The sequence below is a fragment of the Nonomuraea sp. NEAU-A123 genome, assembly GCF_018603905.1.
GTDB lineage: Bacteria > Actinomycetota > Actinomycetes > Streptosporangiales > Streptosporangiaceae > Nonomuraea.
Genome location: NZ_JAHFZZ010000008.1, coordinates 240774 through 255952, shown reverse-complemented (window position 1 = coordinate 255952; position 15179 = coordinate 240774). Strand labels below are relative to the sequence as shown.

Sequence of the window (15179 nt, the reverse complement as noted above, 5' to 3'; positions counted from 1 at the left end):
AGTACTGATACGCATCGGTGTATATCACCTGGCGGGCGCCGGGGTCTCCGGCGTCGGATCGCGACGTCGAAGGGGGCGGAGCCCCCTAGGAGGCACGGCTGAGCGTCACTCGCGCGTAGCGCGCCAAACGGCGATGACCGAGCTTGTCAGGCCCGCCGACGAGCCCGATAGGCAGCCACGTGCATCCGGTTGCCACAAGTACGGCTGTCGCAATAGACCCGCGATCGATTACGCGACTCGTCCACGAACACCCGATCGCAGTCAGGCGCCGAGCAGGTCCGGAGTCGCTCCCACTCCCCATCCACCACCAGATGCGCCAGCGCCACCCCGCAGTCCGCCGCCAGATGCTCGGAAAGGGTCGCGTCCGGTGCGAAGTAGTGCATGTGCAGCGGATGCCCATCGTGCTCCGTCAACCGGGGCGTGATGCGCGTCGTCGACAGCAGCCCGTTGAGGAGCCGTACGGCCGTCGGCTGGTCCGGGGCAGTGAAGACGCGGTGGAAGGACTCGCGCACCAGGCGCACCTGCCCGAGGTCGCGGGCCGTGAGGGCGCCGATGCCGCTGACCTGGCGCGACTCGACGAAGCCGTGCAGGTCGGACAGCTCGGCCAGGCCGTCGTCGCCGCCGGTCGACGGGGAGGTGTTGACCAGCTCTACGACCGTGGCCAGCGAATGCACCATGTCATGGCCAAACGGCATGTTGACTCCTGTCGAGGACCGGTTCTAGCGTGGTCGCAGCGTATCTCTCTCCAAGGGTGTCGGGGGTTTCTGTGGGTGCACATCGCCGTATCGTGCTGATCGCGATAGCGGGTGCGCTGATCATCTCCACCTCCGCGCCCCTGGTGCGGCTGTCGGGGGTCTCGCCGGCCACCTCGGCGTTCTTCCGGTGCGCGTACGCGCTGCCGCCGATGCTGGTGCTGGCCTGGTTCGAACGGCGGAAGCTGGGCCCCCTGCCTGCCCGGAGCCGCAACCTGGCGTGGCTGGCGGGCGTGCTGTTCGCGTTCGACCTGCTGTTCTGGCACCAAGCTATCAAGTACGTGGGCGCGGGGCTGGCGACCGTGCTGGGGAATCTGCAGGTCTTCATCGTGGCCTTCGCGGCGTGGGCGCTCTTTCGCGAGCGGCCGTCGAACCGGCTGATGCGGGCCACCCCGGTGGTGTTCGCCGGCGTGGTGTTGATCTCGGGGGTCTTCGACAGCGCCGCATATGGGGCGAACCCGGTGCTCGGGGTGGTGACGGGCGTGGCCACCTCGATCTCGTACGCGGCTTTCCTGCTGGTGTTGAAGGGCGGCTCGGGGCGTACGGTCGGGCCGTTGGCGCATGCCACCGTCGTGGCCACGGTCGCGATGGCCGCGCTGAGCCCGGTGTTCGGGGGCGCCGACTTCGTGCCGAGCTGGCCGGCGCACGGCTGGCTGCTGCTGCTCGCGCTCGGCCCGCAGGTGGTCGGCTGGACGCTGATCTCGTTCTCGCTGCCCAGGCAGCCCGCCGCGCTCACCGCGCTGCTCCTGCTCATCCAGCCCATGACGACGGTCGCGCTGTCGGCCGTGCTGCTCGGCGAGCACCCGTCGCCGCTCCAGCTCGCCGGGTGCGGGGTGATCGTGCTGGGCGTGCTGTACGGCTCGCGTCGTGCTCAGCCCGCCCGTACCGAGGCCGAACAGACCGAGCAGGTGCCGAACACCTCGACCGTGTGAGTGATCTCGGTGAAGCCGTGCTCGGAGCCGACCGTCTCCGCCCAGCGTTCGACGGCGGGACCGGCCACCTCGACCGTCCGGCCGCAGCGGCGGCACACCAGGTGGTGATGGTGGTCGCCGCTGGCGCACGCGCGGTAGACGGACTCGCCGTCGTCGGTGCGCAGCACGTCGACGAGGCCGCCGTCGGCCAGCGCCTGGAGCGCCCGGTAGACCGTGGTCAGGCCGATCTTGGCGCCGTGGCCGCGCATCTCGGCGTAGACGTCCTGCGCGCTGCGGAAACCATCACTCTGGCGGAGAGTGTCGTGCACGGCGTCACGTCTTGTGGACATCAACGTGTGACCTCCTCGACGCGCATGCTGGATCGCTCGCTCACTGTGGACTCCCGGGGTCTGCCTCGCCGTACGAACTTACCGACACCGAGGGCCAGGACGAAGCCGCAGAGGGCAAGAAGCACGATCGCGGCGCCCGGCGGCACCCTGGCGGACAGCGTCGAGCTGAGCAGTCCGCCCACCGCCGCGATGACGCCGAACAGCATGGCCAGCCCCATCGTCGAGCGGAACCCCCTGGTGAGCTGCTGGCTGGTCGCCACCGGGATCACCATCAGCGCGCTGACCAGCAGCAACCCGACCACGCGCATGGCGATGACCACGGTCAGCGCGGCCGTGACGGCGATCAGCAGGCTGAGGAAGCGCACCGGCAGGCCACTGGCCCGGGCCATCTCCTCGTCCTGGCAGAGCACGAACAGCTCCCGGCCGAAGATCACGACCACCGCGATCACCGCGACGGCCAGCGCGCCGATGATCCAGATGTCCTCGGTGGTGACGCTGGCGATGGCGCCGAACAGGTAAGAGTTCAGCTTGGCGTTGCTGCCACCCGGCGCGATGCCCATGAGCATGACACCGCCCGCGATGCCGCCGTAGAACAGCAGCGCCAGAGCCACGTCGCCGCTGGTACGCCCGCGCGCCCGGACCAGCTCGATGGCCACCGCGCCGATGACCGACACGGCCACGGCCGTGAGCACGGGCGCGGTGCCGGTCAGGAAGCCCAGCGCGACGCCGGTCAGCGCCACGTGCCCGATGCCGTCGCCGAGCAGGGCGAGTTTGCGCTGGACGATGAACGTGCCGACAGCGGGTGCGCAGAGCCCCACCAGCAGGGCGGCGATCAGCGCGAGCTGGAAGAACTGCTTGTCCAACAGCTCGATCATGACTCTCCCTGCCATCCGGAAAGGGGTCCCGCGGCAGCCTCGGCGGCGTGTGGGTGTACGTGTTCGTGTCCTGGCCGCGCGCAGTCGCCCTCGGGCCGCGGCGGCCTTCCGTCGTGCGCGATCCGGCCCTCGTGGACCACCACGCCGCGGGTGATGAGCGGCTCGAGCGGGCCGAGCTCGTGCGCGACGAGCACGATGGTCTTGCCGTTCAGCACCAGCGTGGCCAGCGTATCGGCGAGCAGTTGCTGGGTGTCGGCGTCGACACCCGCGGTGGGTTCGTCCATCACGTACGTGTCGGGCTCGCCCGCCAGCGCGCGGGCGATCAGCACCCGCTGCTGCTGGCCGCCGGACAGCGACTGCACCGGGTCGCCCGCCCGGTCGGACAGCCCGACGGCCTCGAGCGCGCTCGCCGCCGCCGCCTTGTCCTCGGGGCTGGTACGGCGCAGCCGGCTCTGCCTGGCGATGCGGCCGGAGGTCACGACCTCGCGGACCGTGGCGGGCACCCCGCCGCCGACGGCCAGGCGCTGCGGCACGTAGCCGATGCGCCACCACTCGCGGAACTTCGCCGGCGGCGAGCCGTACACCAGCGTCTGGCCGCCCGAGAGCGGGGTGAGGCCCAGCAGGGTGCGGACCAGGGTGGACTTGCCGGAGCCGTTGGCGCCCATGACGGCGACGACCTCCCCGGGGCAGACCGTGAGGTCGATGCCGCGCAGGATGTCCCGGCGGTCCAGGCTCACCCGGCCGCCGGTCATGGAGAAGGCGCTGTCGATCATGTCGTGCACCCCAATGCGCCCTGCAGGGTCTTCAGGTTGGCGCGCATGGCCGACAGGTAGTCGCCCGACGGCTTGCTCTCCAGCGGGTCGAGCACCGCCGTCTTCGCGCCGATCTCCTTGGCGAGCACCTCGGCGACCTTGGGGCTGACCAGGGATTCGGTGAAGATCGTGGTCGCCTTCTCGTCCTTGGCCAGCTTGGCGACCTCGGCGATGCGGGCGGGGGAGGGCTCGGTCTCCGGGTCGAGCGTGATGCCGATCTGCTTGAGGTGATAGCGGTCGGCCAGGTAGCCGAACGCCTCGTGGCTGGTGACCAGCGTCTTGGTCTCGCAGGTGGTCAGGCCCTTGGCGTACTCCTGGTCGAGTGTCCCCAGCGCGCCCGCCGTCTTGACCGCGCGGTCCCGGTAGCCCTGGGCGTGCGCGGGGTCGGTGGCGGCCAGCCGCTCGCCGAGCTTGGTGGCGACGGTGGCCAGGCGGGACGGGTCCAGCCAGAGGTGCGGGTCGTACCCGATGTCGTGGCCTTCTTCGTGCTCACTCGCGGGGAGGGTCTTGACGGCGGTGGCGGCGTCGAAGCTCTTGTCCTGGGCGACCGCGTCGTCCACGGCGGGCTGGACGCCCTTGATGTAGACGGTCAGCGCCGCGTCCTCGAGCTGGGCCACCTGGTGCGCGCCGAGCTCCAGGTCGTGCGGTTCGACGCCGGGGGCGGTCAGCACCGACACGTTCACGTCCGAGCCCCCGACCTGCTCGGTGAGCCACTGGAGCGGGTAGAAGGCGGCGATCACGGCGGGTTTGCCGTCCTTCGCCGTGTCTGCGGCGCCGGAGCCGGAGCAGGCGGCGGTCGTCAGGGTTATCGCGAGGATTGCAGCACTGATTCGGGGCGTTCGGGACATCACGCCACCGATTATGGGGAAAATGAAAATGATTGTCAAAATCTGTGGCTAAAACACTCCGAAACGGTCGGCCGCAAGGACCAGCAGGAATGCCAGCATCACGACCCGCAGCAGCCGCCCGCCTACGCCCAGCGACGGCCAGGACAGGTACGCCAGCCAGCCCACGAACGCCAGCACCGGCAGCAGCGCCACGCCGCCCAGCCAGTTGTTCACGGCGAACCCGGTCAGCAGGAGCACCACCAGCACGGCGGGCGCCGCCCACTTGGGCACCTGCGTGAACAGGAACGCCATCGGGGTCGCGCTGCGCTCCTCGACGGACTTGCGCAGGCCGGTCGCGCCGGGCGTGAAGAACTGCTCGCCGGCGGGAAGCGGTCGCCGGGGATTCTTGCGGCGGTTGTCGTTGGAGGCCACGGGCCGAGCCTAGCGCCGCCGGATTCGGCCGGCGGGTCCTGTCGGCCGCGTACCGGAATCGGGCGGTGGGTGCGAGCAGGCCGAGGGCCGGAATCGCCCAGCGGTGTGTAATCGTCTGACATCCTGGTGTGCGTGCTCGCCGTAATCCGTTACACCGTCCCAGAGTCCCAGTCCCAAGACTTCGTCAAGCAAGGCCATGTCATCCTGCAGACACTGGCCGACCAGCCCGGATTCCTGCGCGGCCGGTTGGCCCGCTCGGTCGACGAGCCCAATCTGTGGGCGCTGGTCAGCGAGTGGGAGGGCGCCGGATTTTACCGGAGGGCCCTGTCCGCGGCGCGGATGGCGATGTATCCCCTGATGATCCTCATGGTCAACGAACCGAGTGCGTTCGAGGACGTTTACCTACAAGACGGAGAGTAGAAATACTCGCGCGCGAGGGCGCCCGGGCGTCCCCTAAGCTGGGAGCTCATCCAATTTCCCTCGCCGACCTCCAGCCGGAAAGAGACGCAACCAAATGGCACGACGCACAGACGTCATGGACACGATCGTCAGCCTCGCCAAACGCCGCGGGCTCGTTTACCCGTCGAGCGAGATCTACGGCGGACTGCGCGCGTCGTGGGACTACGGTCCCTTGGGCGTCGAGCTGAAGAACAACGTCAAGCGGCAGTGGTGGCTGTCGATGGTCCAGTCGCGCGACGACGTGGTGGGCCTCGACTCCTGCGTCATCCTGGCCCGCGAGGTCTGGCAGGCCAGCGGCCACGTGGAGACCTTCACCGACCCGCTGACCGAGTGCCAGTCGTGCCACAAGCGCTACCGCGCCGACCACCTCCTTGAGGCGTACGAGGAGAAGAACGGCAAGTCGCCCGAGAACGGCCTGGCCGACATCACCTGCCCCAACTGCGGCAACAAGGGCGCCTTCACCGACCCGAAGCAGTTCAGCGGCCTGCTCAAGACCTACCTCGGCCCGGTCGAGGACGAGTCCGGCCTGGCCTACCTGCGCCCGGAGACCGCGCAGGGCATCTTCATCAACTACCTCAACGTGCAGCAGTCGGCGCGTAAGAAGATCCCGTTCGGCATCGGCCAGGTCGGCAAGTCGTTCCGCAACGAGATCACGCCGGGCAACTTCATCTTCCGCACCCGCGAGTTCGAGCAGATGGAGATGGAGTTCTTCGTCAAGCCGGGCAGCGACGAGGAGTGGCACCAATACTGGATCGACGAGCGCTTCCGCTGGTACTCCGATCTGGGCATCAACAAGGACAACCTCCGGCTCTACGAGCACCCCAAGGAGAAGCTGTCCCACTACTCCAAGCGCACGGTCGACGTCGAATACCGCTTCAACTTCGCCGGTGGCGAGTGGGGCGAGCTCGAAGGCATCGCCAACCGCACCGACTTCGACCTGACCGCCCACTCCAAGGCGTCGGGCGTCGACCTGAGCTTCTTCGAGCAGGACACGGGCGAGCGCTACGTGCCCTACGTCATCGAGCCGGCGGCGGGTGTCGACCGGGCCACGCTGACGTTCCTGCTCGACGCCTACACCGAGGACGAGGCGCCCAACGCCAAGGGCGTCATGGAGAAGCGCACGGTCATGCGGCTCGACCACCGGCTCGCCCCGGTCAAGGCCGCGGTGCTGCCGCTGTCACGCAACGCCGACCTGTCGCCGAAGGCCCGCGACCTGGCGGCGCAGCTGCGCCGGCGGTGGAACGTCGAATTCGACGACGCGGGCGCGATCGGCCGGCGCTACCGGCGCCAGGACGAGATCGGCACGCCGTTCTGCATCACGGTCGACTTCGACACCCTTGAGGACCAGGCGGTCACGATCCGCGAGCGCGACTCGATGGCCCAGCAGCGCATCTCCCTCGACGCCGTGGACGGCTATCTCCGTCAGCATCTAAACGACTAGTTTTCTATTTTACGGCCAGCATGGGCCAGCCCCACCCTCCGCACGGGGCTGGCGTCTGTCCAGGGGCACGCTCCTGCGGTTTACGGGGCTGGGCGCCGTGACGTGCGCACTCTTGACCCCGTTCGCGGTCTTTCGAGACCGTGGACGGGGTCGATGCCGTTATGCCCGAGGCGCCGCGGGGCCGTCCACCGGAGTGTCGCGGGGCCGTCCACCAGGGTGCCGCGGGCCGGCCGTTCGCCAGGGCCGGGTGTCGCGGGCCGTTCGTCAGGGTCAGGACAGGTGTTCCCCGAACCAGTCCAGGACCCGTTGGTACGCCTGCGCGGCGACCTGCGCGTTGTACCGCGGGCCAGTGTCGTTGAAGAAGGCGTGGTTCACGCCCGGGAACGTCACGATCTCGTGGGGGAGCCCCGCCTTCTCCAGGGCGGCCTTGGCGGCATCTCTGCTGGCGTTGACGCGGTTGTCCTGTTCCGCGTAGATGGCCAGGACTGCGGCCTTGGTGCCCGTGAAGTCGGCGTGGTCGGGCAGTGGGCCGTAGAAGGGCGCGGCGGCGGCCAGGCGTGGTTCGGCCGATGAGAGCAGGAGCCACGTCATGCCGCCGCCGAAGCAGAAGCCGATCATGCCGAGCTTCGCTCCTTTCGCGCGCTTTGCCAGCTCGCCCAGCCCCGCCTTCATGTCGGCGACGAAGCGTTCGGGCGCGATCTCGCCCAGCTTGGCGGTGGCCTGTGCGGTGTCGGCGAACGAGGCGGTGCCGCCTTCACGTGATAGCAGGTCAATCGCCAGGGCCGAGTAGCCGCTCGCGGCGAGGCGGCCGGCCACCGAGCGGATGTGGTCGGTGAGGCCGCGGTTCTCGTGGATGACCAGGACGGCGCCCTTCGGATTCGCCGCGGCGGCCCAGGCGCCCTGCAGCGTCGTCCCCTCGGGGCCGGGAAAGGTGATCGCCTGCGTGGGCAGGGGCGACGGGCCGGCCGGGGAGGCGGACGCGGCCGGGGTGCCTGCGGGACCGGAGGAGGCCGCCGGAGTGGCGGCACCGGACGAGGTCCCCCGTGTGGAGGCACCGGAGGAGGTCGCCGGTGTGCCGCGGCCAGGCTCCGGTGGTGTGCCGCAGGCGGTGAGCAGGGCGCTGGCGGCGGATAGGCCGATGCCGAGGAGGCCCAGTCGGCGCAGCGCTTCGCGGCGTGGGATGAGGCCGTCCGCGTGGTCTATGGCCACCTCTTCTGCGAGGTAGCGCTGGATAGGCGTCATGTCGGGAGATGTACCCCTCTCCACCGAAAGGCTGGGCAAAGGATTCAGCGGCGGGCGCGACTTCTGCACGCGGCCAGGGTGATGGCGTACACGATCGGAGGCAGGACGAAGATCGCGATGCGCAGGCCGTACACGATCCAGGCGTAGGTCTCGTGCGGTGCCGTGAGGAGTGGCGTCGGCGCGTTCGGGTCCGGCGGGGTCTCCGAGACCCACGTTCCGGCCCACAGCACCGTGAAGAACGTGATCACCGCAGCGCCGAGCGCGGTGCGGACGGGGGCGTGCGAGGGGCGGTCCAGCAGGTTGTGCACGCGGCGATCCTTGGTGAAGCGGCGTTCCAGGAACGGGTAGAGGAACAGGACCGTGAAGAAGGCCGCCAGGACCAGCACCGGGATCCAGAGACCGACCTGCAGGTGGTAGCCGCCGACGGTGATCACCCATGGCGGCATCAGGCGTAGCGCGCCTTCCAGAACGCCGTAATACCAGAACGGCTGGGCCGACGGTGGCCAGCCGCCGGGCTGGTACGGCCCGTGCTCCCACACCGGGTTGACTAGGACGAAGGTGGCCAGCAGCGCCACGACGGCCATCGTGAACATCGTGGTGGCGGCGTTCTTGACGGCGAAGTAGGGGAAGAAGGGGCCGCCCGTGACCCGCTTCTCGTCCGAGGCCGGGGTGCGGTGCTCGGTGTGCTTCTGCCGCCAGGTCAGGACGATCCCGTGCAGCGGTATGAGCGCCAGCAGGATGCCCGGCACCAGCAGCACGTGCGTCACGAAGATGCGCGGGATGACCTGGCCGGGGAAGTCGCCGTTGAAGATGAGCGCCGACAGGTAGCCGCCGACGAGCGGGATCGACAGCAGCAGGCCCTGCGCCTCCCGCAGGCCGGTCATGGCGAGTTGGTCGGCGGGCAGCGAGACGCCCAGGAACGACTCGAAGAGCGCCAGCGCGAACAGCACCACGCCGGTCATCCAGCTCAGCTCGCGCGGCTTGCGGAAGGCGGCGGTGAAGAAGACGCGGAACAGGTGGGCCACGATCGACAGCACGAAGATCGTCGCCGCCCAGTGGTGCATCTGGCGGATCAGCAGGCCGCCTCTGATGTCCAGGCTGATCTCGCGCACCGACTCGAAGGCCACGTCGGGGTTGGGTTTGTAGAAGAAGGTCAAGAAGGTGCCCGTCAGGACGAGCAGGACGAACGAGTACAGGGCGAACTCGCCGAGCAGGAACGACCAGTGGCTCGGGAAGAGCTTGCGGAGGTTCGGGCCGAGCCAGCGGGCCAGGCCGAGGCGTTCGTCCAGGAAACTCGCGGAGCCCTGCGCGGCTTTGGCCGATCCGGCGACCAGGCGGGCGGGACGCTGTGGCTTGGTAGGAGTGGCCATCGGGCGCCTCCTGCTAGACGGTGATCCGATTGTATCATCCGGATCTTTCAAGAATTGGTTTATACCAATTGGTATAAACCAATTTCTGGCCAAACAGAATATTAATTGGATTAGACCGGTTATGTGCCCTTCACCAGGTGAAACGTTGACTTAACGGGTGAGTGCAGTTTCATCATGATTATCGCCGGTAGAGTCCGGAGCAGAGGCGTTGATTGGAGCTGTGGTGGCCAAGTACGTTTACGACTTCACCGAGGGCAACAAGGATCTCAAGGATCTTCTCGGAGGCAAGGGAGCCAACCTTGCCGAAATGACCAATCTCGGACTGCCTGTCCCTCCCGGGTTCACGATCACCTCCGAGGCGTGCCGCCACTACCTGGCCGAGGGCGCGGTCCCCGACGGCCTGGAGCGGGAGGTGGCCGAGCACCTGCACGCGATGGAAGAGCGGATGGGCAAGACGCTCGGCCAGGCCGACGACCCGCTGCTCGTCAGCGTCCGCTCGGGCGCCAAGTTCTCGATGCCGGGAATGATGGAGACCGTCCTCAACATCGGGCTGAACGACGAGTCCGTGCACGGCCTGGCCAAGCAGGCCGGCGGCAACGACCGCTTCGCCTGGGACTCCTACCGCAGGCTCATCCAGATGTTCGGCAAGACCGTGCTCGACATCGACGGCGAGCTGTTCGAGCACGCGCTCGAGACGCTGAAGGGCGACCGGCAGGACACCGACCTCGACGCGGGCGAGCTGCAGGGCCTGGTCGAGACGTTCAAGGGCATCGTGCGCGACCAGACCGGCAAGGACTTCCCGGCCGACCCGCGCGAGCAGATGCGGCTGGCCGTCATGGCCGTCTTCGACTCGTGGAACGCCCCGCGCGCCATCCTCTACCGCCGCCAGGAACGCATCCCCGCCGACCTCGGCACCGCGGTCAACATCGTGGCCATGGTCTTCGGCAACGTCGGCAACGACTCGGGCACCGGCGTCGCCTTCACCCGCGACCCCGGCTCCGGGCAGCAGGGCATCTACGGCGACTACCTGCAGAACGCCCAGGGCGAGGACGTCGTCGCCGGCATCCGCAACACGATCCCGCTCCAGGAGCTGGAACGCCTCGACAAGAGCTCGTACGACGAGCTCCTGCGGATCATGGAGACGCTGGAGAACCACTACCGCGACCTGTGCGACATCGAGTTCACGATCGAGCGCGGCAAGCTCTGGATGCTGCAGACCAGAGTCGGCAAGCGCACCGCGGGCGCCGCGTTCTGCATCGCCACCCAGCTCGTCGACCAGGGCCTCATCACGCTCGACGAGGCCGTCACGCGGGTGACGGGCGACCAACTGGCGCAGCTGATGTTCCCGCGCTTCGACTCGGGCACCGAGAAGAAGAAGATCGCCAAGGGCATGAACGCCTCGCCGGGAGCCGCCGTCGGCAAGGTCGTGTTCTCGTCCGAGCGCGCCGTCGAGCTGGCCGACCAGGGCGAGGACGTCATCCTGGTGCGCCGCGAGACCAATCCGGACGACCTGTCCGGGATGATCGCCGCGCGCGGCATCCTGACCAGCCGCGGCGGCAAGACCTCGCACGCCGCCGTGGTCGCCCGCGGCATGGGCAAGACCTGCGTCTGCGGCGCCGAGGAGCTGGAGGTGTCGATCGCCGAGCGCAGGTTCACCGCGCCGGGCGACGTCGTGGTGCACGAGGGCGACGTCATCTCCATCGACGGCACGACCGGCGAGGTCTTCCTCGGCGAGGTGCCCGTGGTGGACTCGGCCGTGGTCGAGTACTTCGAGGGCCGGGAGCCCGACGACGACCTGGTCCGGGCCGTGGACCGGATCATGCGGCGGGCCGACGAGGTGCGCCGGCTGGGCGTGCGGGCCAACGCCGACACCGCCGACGACGCGGCCAGGGCGCGCCGCTTCGGCGGCGAGGGGATCGGGCTGTGCCGTACCGAGCACATGTTCCTGGGCGAGCGCCGGCAGCTCGTCGAGGACCTGGTGCTGGCGTCGGGCGACGAGCAGCGCCAGGCGGCGCTGGACGCGCTGGAGCCGCTCCAGAAGGCGGACTTCGTCGAGATATTTCGGGCTATGGACGGTCAGCCGGTGACCGTGCGGCTCATCGACCCGCCCCTGCACGAGTTCCTGCCCGACATCGTGGACCTGTCGGTCAAGGCGGCGACCGGCGAGACCTCGGAGAAGCAGCGCGACCTGCTGGCCGCCGTCAAGCGGCTGCATGAGGAGAACCCCATGCTCGGCCTGCGCGGCGTACGGCTCGGGCTGGTCATTCCCGGCCTGTTCGCCATGCAGGTACGCGCCATCGCCCAGGCGGCCAAGGAGGTGCCGGGAGCCAAGCCGGAGATCATGATCCCGCTCGTCGCCGCCGTACAGGAGCTGGAGGCCGTCCGCGAGGAGGCCGCCGGGATTCTCGCGGAGCTCGGCGTCGACGCCCTGGTCGGCACCATGATCGAGACGCCCAGGGCGGCGCTCACCGCGGGGCAGGTCGCCGAGGCCGCCCAGTTCTTCTCCTTCGGCACCAACGACCTGACCCAGATGACCTGGGGCTTCTCCCGTGACGACGTCGAGGCGGCGTTCTTCTCGCGCTACCTGGAGCTGGGCATCTTCGGCGTCTCCCCGTTCGAGACCCTCGACCGTGACGGCGTCGGCCGGCTGGTCAGGATCGCGGTCGAGGAGGGCCGCAAGGCGCGCCCGGACCTCAAGCTCGGGATCTGCGGCGAGCACGGCGGCGATCCCGACTCGGTGCATTTCTGCCACGAGGCCGGGCTCGACTACGTCTCCTGCTCGCCGTTCCGCATCCCGGTCGCCCGCCTGGAGGCCGGCCGCGCGGCCCTGGCGGAGTGCGACTCGGACACCCGCTAGACGCCCGAGGGCGCCTTGCTCCCTCGCTAGACGGTCGTCTCGGCCTGCTCCAGCGTGGCAGGCACGTAGTCGTGACGCATGCCCAGGTCGCCCAGCCACTTCCGGAGTCCGGGAACGGCGGACGGGTTGGCCGCGACCTGGGCCGCGTACTCCGACAGCGCCACCTCCTCGCCGTCGTCGAACAGCAGCCGCGCCGGGCCCGCCCACGACAGTGTCCACCGGGCCTGGCCGTGCTGGATCAGCACCGCCTCCAGGGCCTGCCCGAGCACTCCGGCCAGCAGCGTCTCCGACGCGTTCCAGCCCAGCTCGCGCAGCTTCTCCTCCAGCTCGGGCCGCCGGTCTCTGGCGATCACCTCGAAGGCCGCGTCGAGGTACGGCCGGGCGGCGCCCAGCACCCGCTGCCCGGCCAGCGCCAGGTCGTTCAGCGCCTCGGCGTTGCGGGCCGCGTACATGCCCTGGGAGATCAGATCCTCCCACGACACCGGCCGCAGCCCCGTGAGCGCCTCCGGCGTCCACATGGACTGCTCGACCGCCTGCACCGCCACGTTCGCGTCACGGAGCATGGTGAGGGCCGAGCGGGGGTCGGGGACGTGCTCGGGCTCGGGCAGTAGCTCGATGGCCGCCAGCCGCTCGCTCAGGCTCGGGTGCGAGTCGTAGAGGGAGGTCTCCTCCGGCTGTTCGCTCAGCTCGGCCACCTCGGCCTGCCTGGCCGGGTCGCTCATCAGCGCGTGGAACCCGCCGAACACGGCCGCGGGCCGGTTGCCGCCCGCGCCGGTCATCGACAGGTAGTTGGCGGCGTAGATGTCCCAGGCGGCCGCCGTGCCGTGGATCTTGCGCAGCGCCTCCGACATCGCCTGGCGACCGCCGATGCCCACCGCGAACTGGTCGGCCTCCAGCTCCTGCTTGCGCGACACGCCCTGGGAGACGAGCAGGTAGAGCTTGGCGTAGTAGGTGAACAGGCGCTGGATGAACGGGTGGTTGCCGAGCCCCTGAACGGTCGCGATCAGCGACACCCGTCCTCGGTAGACCGGCGCGCCCAGGCGGGTGTGGGCGCCGCTGTAGTGGCCCAGCTCGTGGCCGAGCACCGCGCGCATCTCGTCGACCGTGAGGGTCTGCAGCAGCGGCAGCCCGATGTACATGCGCCGCCTGGTGGCCTTCATGCCGAGGAAGCGGGTGTCCTCCGACACGGCCGCGTTGACCTCGGGCACCAGGCGGATCTCGTCGGGTGGCGCCGTACGGACGCGCTGGGACAGGTCTTCGACCACCTGCCAGAGCGCGGGTTCGTGCTCGCGGGTGACCAGCACGCCCGGCTGCTCGCCGTCCTTGCGGCGGCTGACCATGATCAGGGCGCGTACGAGCGCGCCCGCCGCCAAGGTCAGCACGACCGCGAACTTGAGCGCGTTGACATGGAAATCGACCAGCAGCAGCACGTCGAAGAAGACGGCCGCCGCCAGGATGAGGCCGACGAGCACGTAAAAACCGGCGAGCAGGCCGAAGGCCAGCACCGCCCGGAACGCAGTGGTCATGGAGGAGGGCTCCCGGGGAAGGGGGTTCTCGCGAGGGTTGACACTAGCGGAGACCGGAAACTGGATAAAATCACAGCTCTTATGGCCCGCTACGACGAGCACGACCAGGCACGCTGGGTGCCGGAACCTCCCGGCAACCCGGAGCGGAGCGCGTTCGAACGCGACCGCGCCAGAGTTCTGCACAGCTCCGCGCTGCGCAGACTGGCCGCCAAGACGCAGGTGGTGGGGCCCGGCGAGACCCTGGGGGGCGGCCAGCACATCCCGCGCACCCGGCTCACCCACTCGCTCGAATGCGCCCAGGTCGGCAGGGAGATGGGCGCGACGCTCGGCGTCGACCCCGACCTGGTGGAGACGGCCTGCCTGGCGCACGACCTGGGGCATCCGCCGTTCGGCCACAACGGCGAGGTGGTGCTCAACCAGTTGTCCACCTCGTGCGGCGGCTTCGAGGGCAACGCGCAGAGCCTGCGCCTGCTCACCCGGCTGGAGGCCAAGGTCCTCACGGAGGACGGCGGCAGCGCCGGGCTCAACCTCACCAGGGCCGCGCTCGACGCCTCCATCAAATACCCGTGGACCTGCGACAGGTCGCCGAAGTTCGGGGTCTACGACGACGACCTGCCGGTCTTCGCGTGGATCAGGGACGGCGCGCCCGAAGGCCGGGTCAGCTTCGAGGCGCAGATCATGGACTGGGCCGACGACGTCGCCTACTCCGTCCATGACCTGGAGGACGCGCTGCACTCCGGCCACGTCACGCCCGAGGCGCTCCAGTCGGCCGGCGAGCGCCGCCAGGTCTGCGAGACCGCCCGCACCTGGTACGCGCCCGGCGCCGACCTCGCCGAGCTCGAAGCCGTCTTCGCCGGGCTGCTCGCCACCCCGCTCTGGCCGCGCCGCTTCGAGGCCACCTTCGCCGACCTGGCCGGGCTCAAGGCGCTGACGAGCGGCCTCATCGGCCGCTTCTGCCAATCTGCCCAGACCGCCACCAAGGACGCGTACGCCTCGCGGCACCGCGCGGAGCTCGTCGTGCCGACGGCCACCCGGCTGGAGTGCGCGCTGCTCAAGGGCATCACCGCCCACTACGTGATGACCACCGAAGACCACCACGCCAACCAGGCCAGGCAGCGCGAGCTCATCTCCGAGCTGGCCTCCCTGATCACGCTCGGCGCGCCCGCCACCCTGGAGCCCGCCTTCCGGCCCTCCTACCTCGGCGCGCCCAACGACGCCGCTCGCGTCCGGGTGGTCATCGACCAGATCGCCTCCCTGACCGACACGTCGGCCATCGCCTGGCACAAGCGTCTTTCCCGATGACCCCCGTCGGGCGGATACTGCGC

Annotated in this window: 14 protein-coding genes; 5 read left to right on the top strand and 9 right to left on the bottom strand. The window is 69.4% G+C overall.

Going from position 1 to position 15179, the window contains the following annotated elements; all coding sequences use genetic code 11:
• Positions 1–146 precede the first annotated feature (146 nt).
• Positions 147–695 (bottom strand): CGNR zinc finger domain-containing protein, encoded by a 549-nt coding sequence (locus KLK06_RS26330; protein ID WP_214638294.1) that lies wholly within the window; start codon positions 693–695, stop codon positions 147–149.
• A 92-nt stretch (positions 696–787) separates the two neighbouring features.
• On the opposite strand from KLK06_RS26330, the gene KLK06_RS26325 reads away from it, so the two are divergent.
• Entirely contained in the window at positions 788–1684 is an 897-nt protein-coding gene (locus KLK06_RS26325) for a DMT family transporter (protein WP_308168450.1), read from the top strand.
• On the opposite strand, the gene KLK06_RS26320 is transcribed toward KLK06_RS26325, so the two are convergent.
• From KLK06_RS26320 to KLK06_RS26300, 5 genes are read right to left on the bottom strand one after another with little or no spacing between them, the layout of a single operon-like run.
• Positions 1624–2013 (bottom strand): Fur family transcriptional regulator, encoded by a 390-nt coding sequence (locus KLK06_RS26320; protein WP_214638292.1) that lies wholly within the window; start codon positions 2011–2013, stop codon positions 1624–1626. The genes KLK06_RS26325 and KLK06_RS26320 overlap by 61 nt on opposite strands.
• Complete coding sequence (locus KLK06_RS26315) at positions 2013–2888, bottom strand: metal ABC transporter permease (protein WP_214638291.1); 876 nt, start codon at positions 2886–2888, stop codon at positions 2013–2015. The genes KLK06_RS26320 and KLK06_RS26315 overlap by 1 nt, the downstream gene beginning before the upstream one ends.
• Positions 2885–3661, bottom strand: a complete 777-nt coding sequence (locus KLK06_RS26310; protein ID WP_214638290.1) for a metal ABC transporter ATP-binding protein — start codon at positions 3659–3661, stop codon at positions 2885–2887. The genes KLK06_RS26315 and KLK06_RS26310 overlap by 4 nt, the downstream gene beginning before the upstream one ends.
• Entirely contained in the window at positions 3658–4548 is an 891-nt protein-coding gene (locus KLK06_RS26305; protein WP_214638559.1) for a metal ABC transporter substrate-binding protein, read from the bottom strand. The genes KLK06_RS26310 and KLK06_RS26305 overlap by 4 nt, the downstream gene beginning before the upstream one ends.
• Positions 4549–4596: 48 nt before the next feature.
• The gene (locus KLK06_RS26300; RefSeq protein ID WP_214638289.1) at positions 4597–4959 is read right to left on the bottom strand and encodes a DUF6703 family protein; all 363 of its coding nucleotides are present in this window, start codon (positions 4957–4959) and stop codon (positions 4597–4599) included.
• 132 nt (positions 4960–5091) lie between these two features.
• Here KLK06_RS26300 and KLK06_RS26295 point away from each other — a divergent pair, with 132 nt between their 5' ends.
• Entirely contained in the window at positions 5092–5379 is a 288-nt protein-coding gene (locus KLK06_RS26295) for an antibiotic biosynthesis monooxygenase family protein (protein WP_214638288.1), read from the top strand.
• Positions 5380–5473: 94 nt separating this feature from the next.
• Positions 5474–6859 (top strand): glycine--tRNA ligase, encoded by a 1386-nt coding sequence (locus KLK06_RS26290; RefSeq protein WP_214638287.1) that lies wholly within the window; start codon positions 5474–5476, stop codon positions 6857–6859.
• A 270-nt stretch (positions 6860–7129) separates the two neighbouring features.
• Here KLK06_RS26290 and KLK06_RS26285 read toward each other — a convergent pair whose 3' ends face one another.
• Together KLK06_RS26285 and KLK06_RS26280 are read right to left on the bottom strand one after the other, a co-directional pair.
• The gene (locus KLK06_RS26285) at positions 7130–8101 is read right to left on the bottom strand and encodes a dienelactone hydrolase family protein (protein ID WP_214638286.1); all 972 of its coding nucleotides are present in this window, start codon (positions 8099–8101) and stop codon (positions 7130–7132) included.
• A gap of 44 nt (positions 8102–8145) precedes the next feature.
• The gene (locus KLK06_RS26280; protein WP_214638285.1) at positions 8146–9471 is read right to left on the bottom strand and encodes a cytochrome bc complex cytochrome b subunit; all 1326 of its coding nucleotides are present in this window, start codon (positions 9469–9471) and stop codon (positions 8146–8148) included.
• 223 nt (positions 9472–9694) lie between these two features.
• Between KLK06_RS26280 and ppdK the strand changes: the two genes are divergently transcribed.
• Positions 9695–12328 carry a pyruvate, phosphate dikinase gene (gene ppdK / locus KLK06_RS26275; RefSeq protein WP_214638284.1) on the top strand — a complete coding sequence of 878 codons (2634 nt, stop codon included), beginning with the start codon at positions 9695–9697 and terminating at the stop codon, positions 12326–12328.
• A gap of 26 nt (positions 12329–12354) precedes the next feature.
• Here the strand turns inward: ppdK and KLK06_RS26270 are convergent, their stop codons facing one another.
• A complete protein-coding gene (locus KLK06_RS26270) occupies positions 12355–13854 on the bottom strand; it encodes a M48 family metallopeptidase (protein ID WP_214638283.1) in 1500 nt (499 codons plus the stop codon).
• Positions 13855–13935: 81 nt separating this feature from the next.
• Here KLK06_RS26270 and KLK06_RS26265 point away from each other — a divergent pair, with 81 nt between their 5' ends.
• Positions 13936–15156, top strand: a complete 1221-nt coding sequence (locus KLK06_RS26265; protein ID WP_214638282.1) for a deoxyguanosinetriphosphate triphosphohydrolase — start codon at positions 13936–13938, stop codon at positions 15154–15156.
• The last annotated feature ends 23 nt before the right edge of the window (positions 15157–15179 follow it).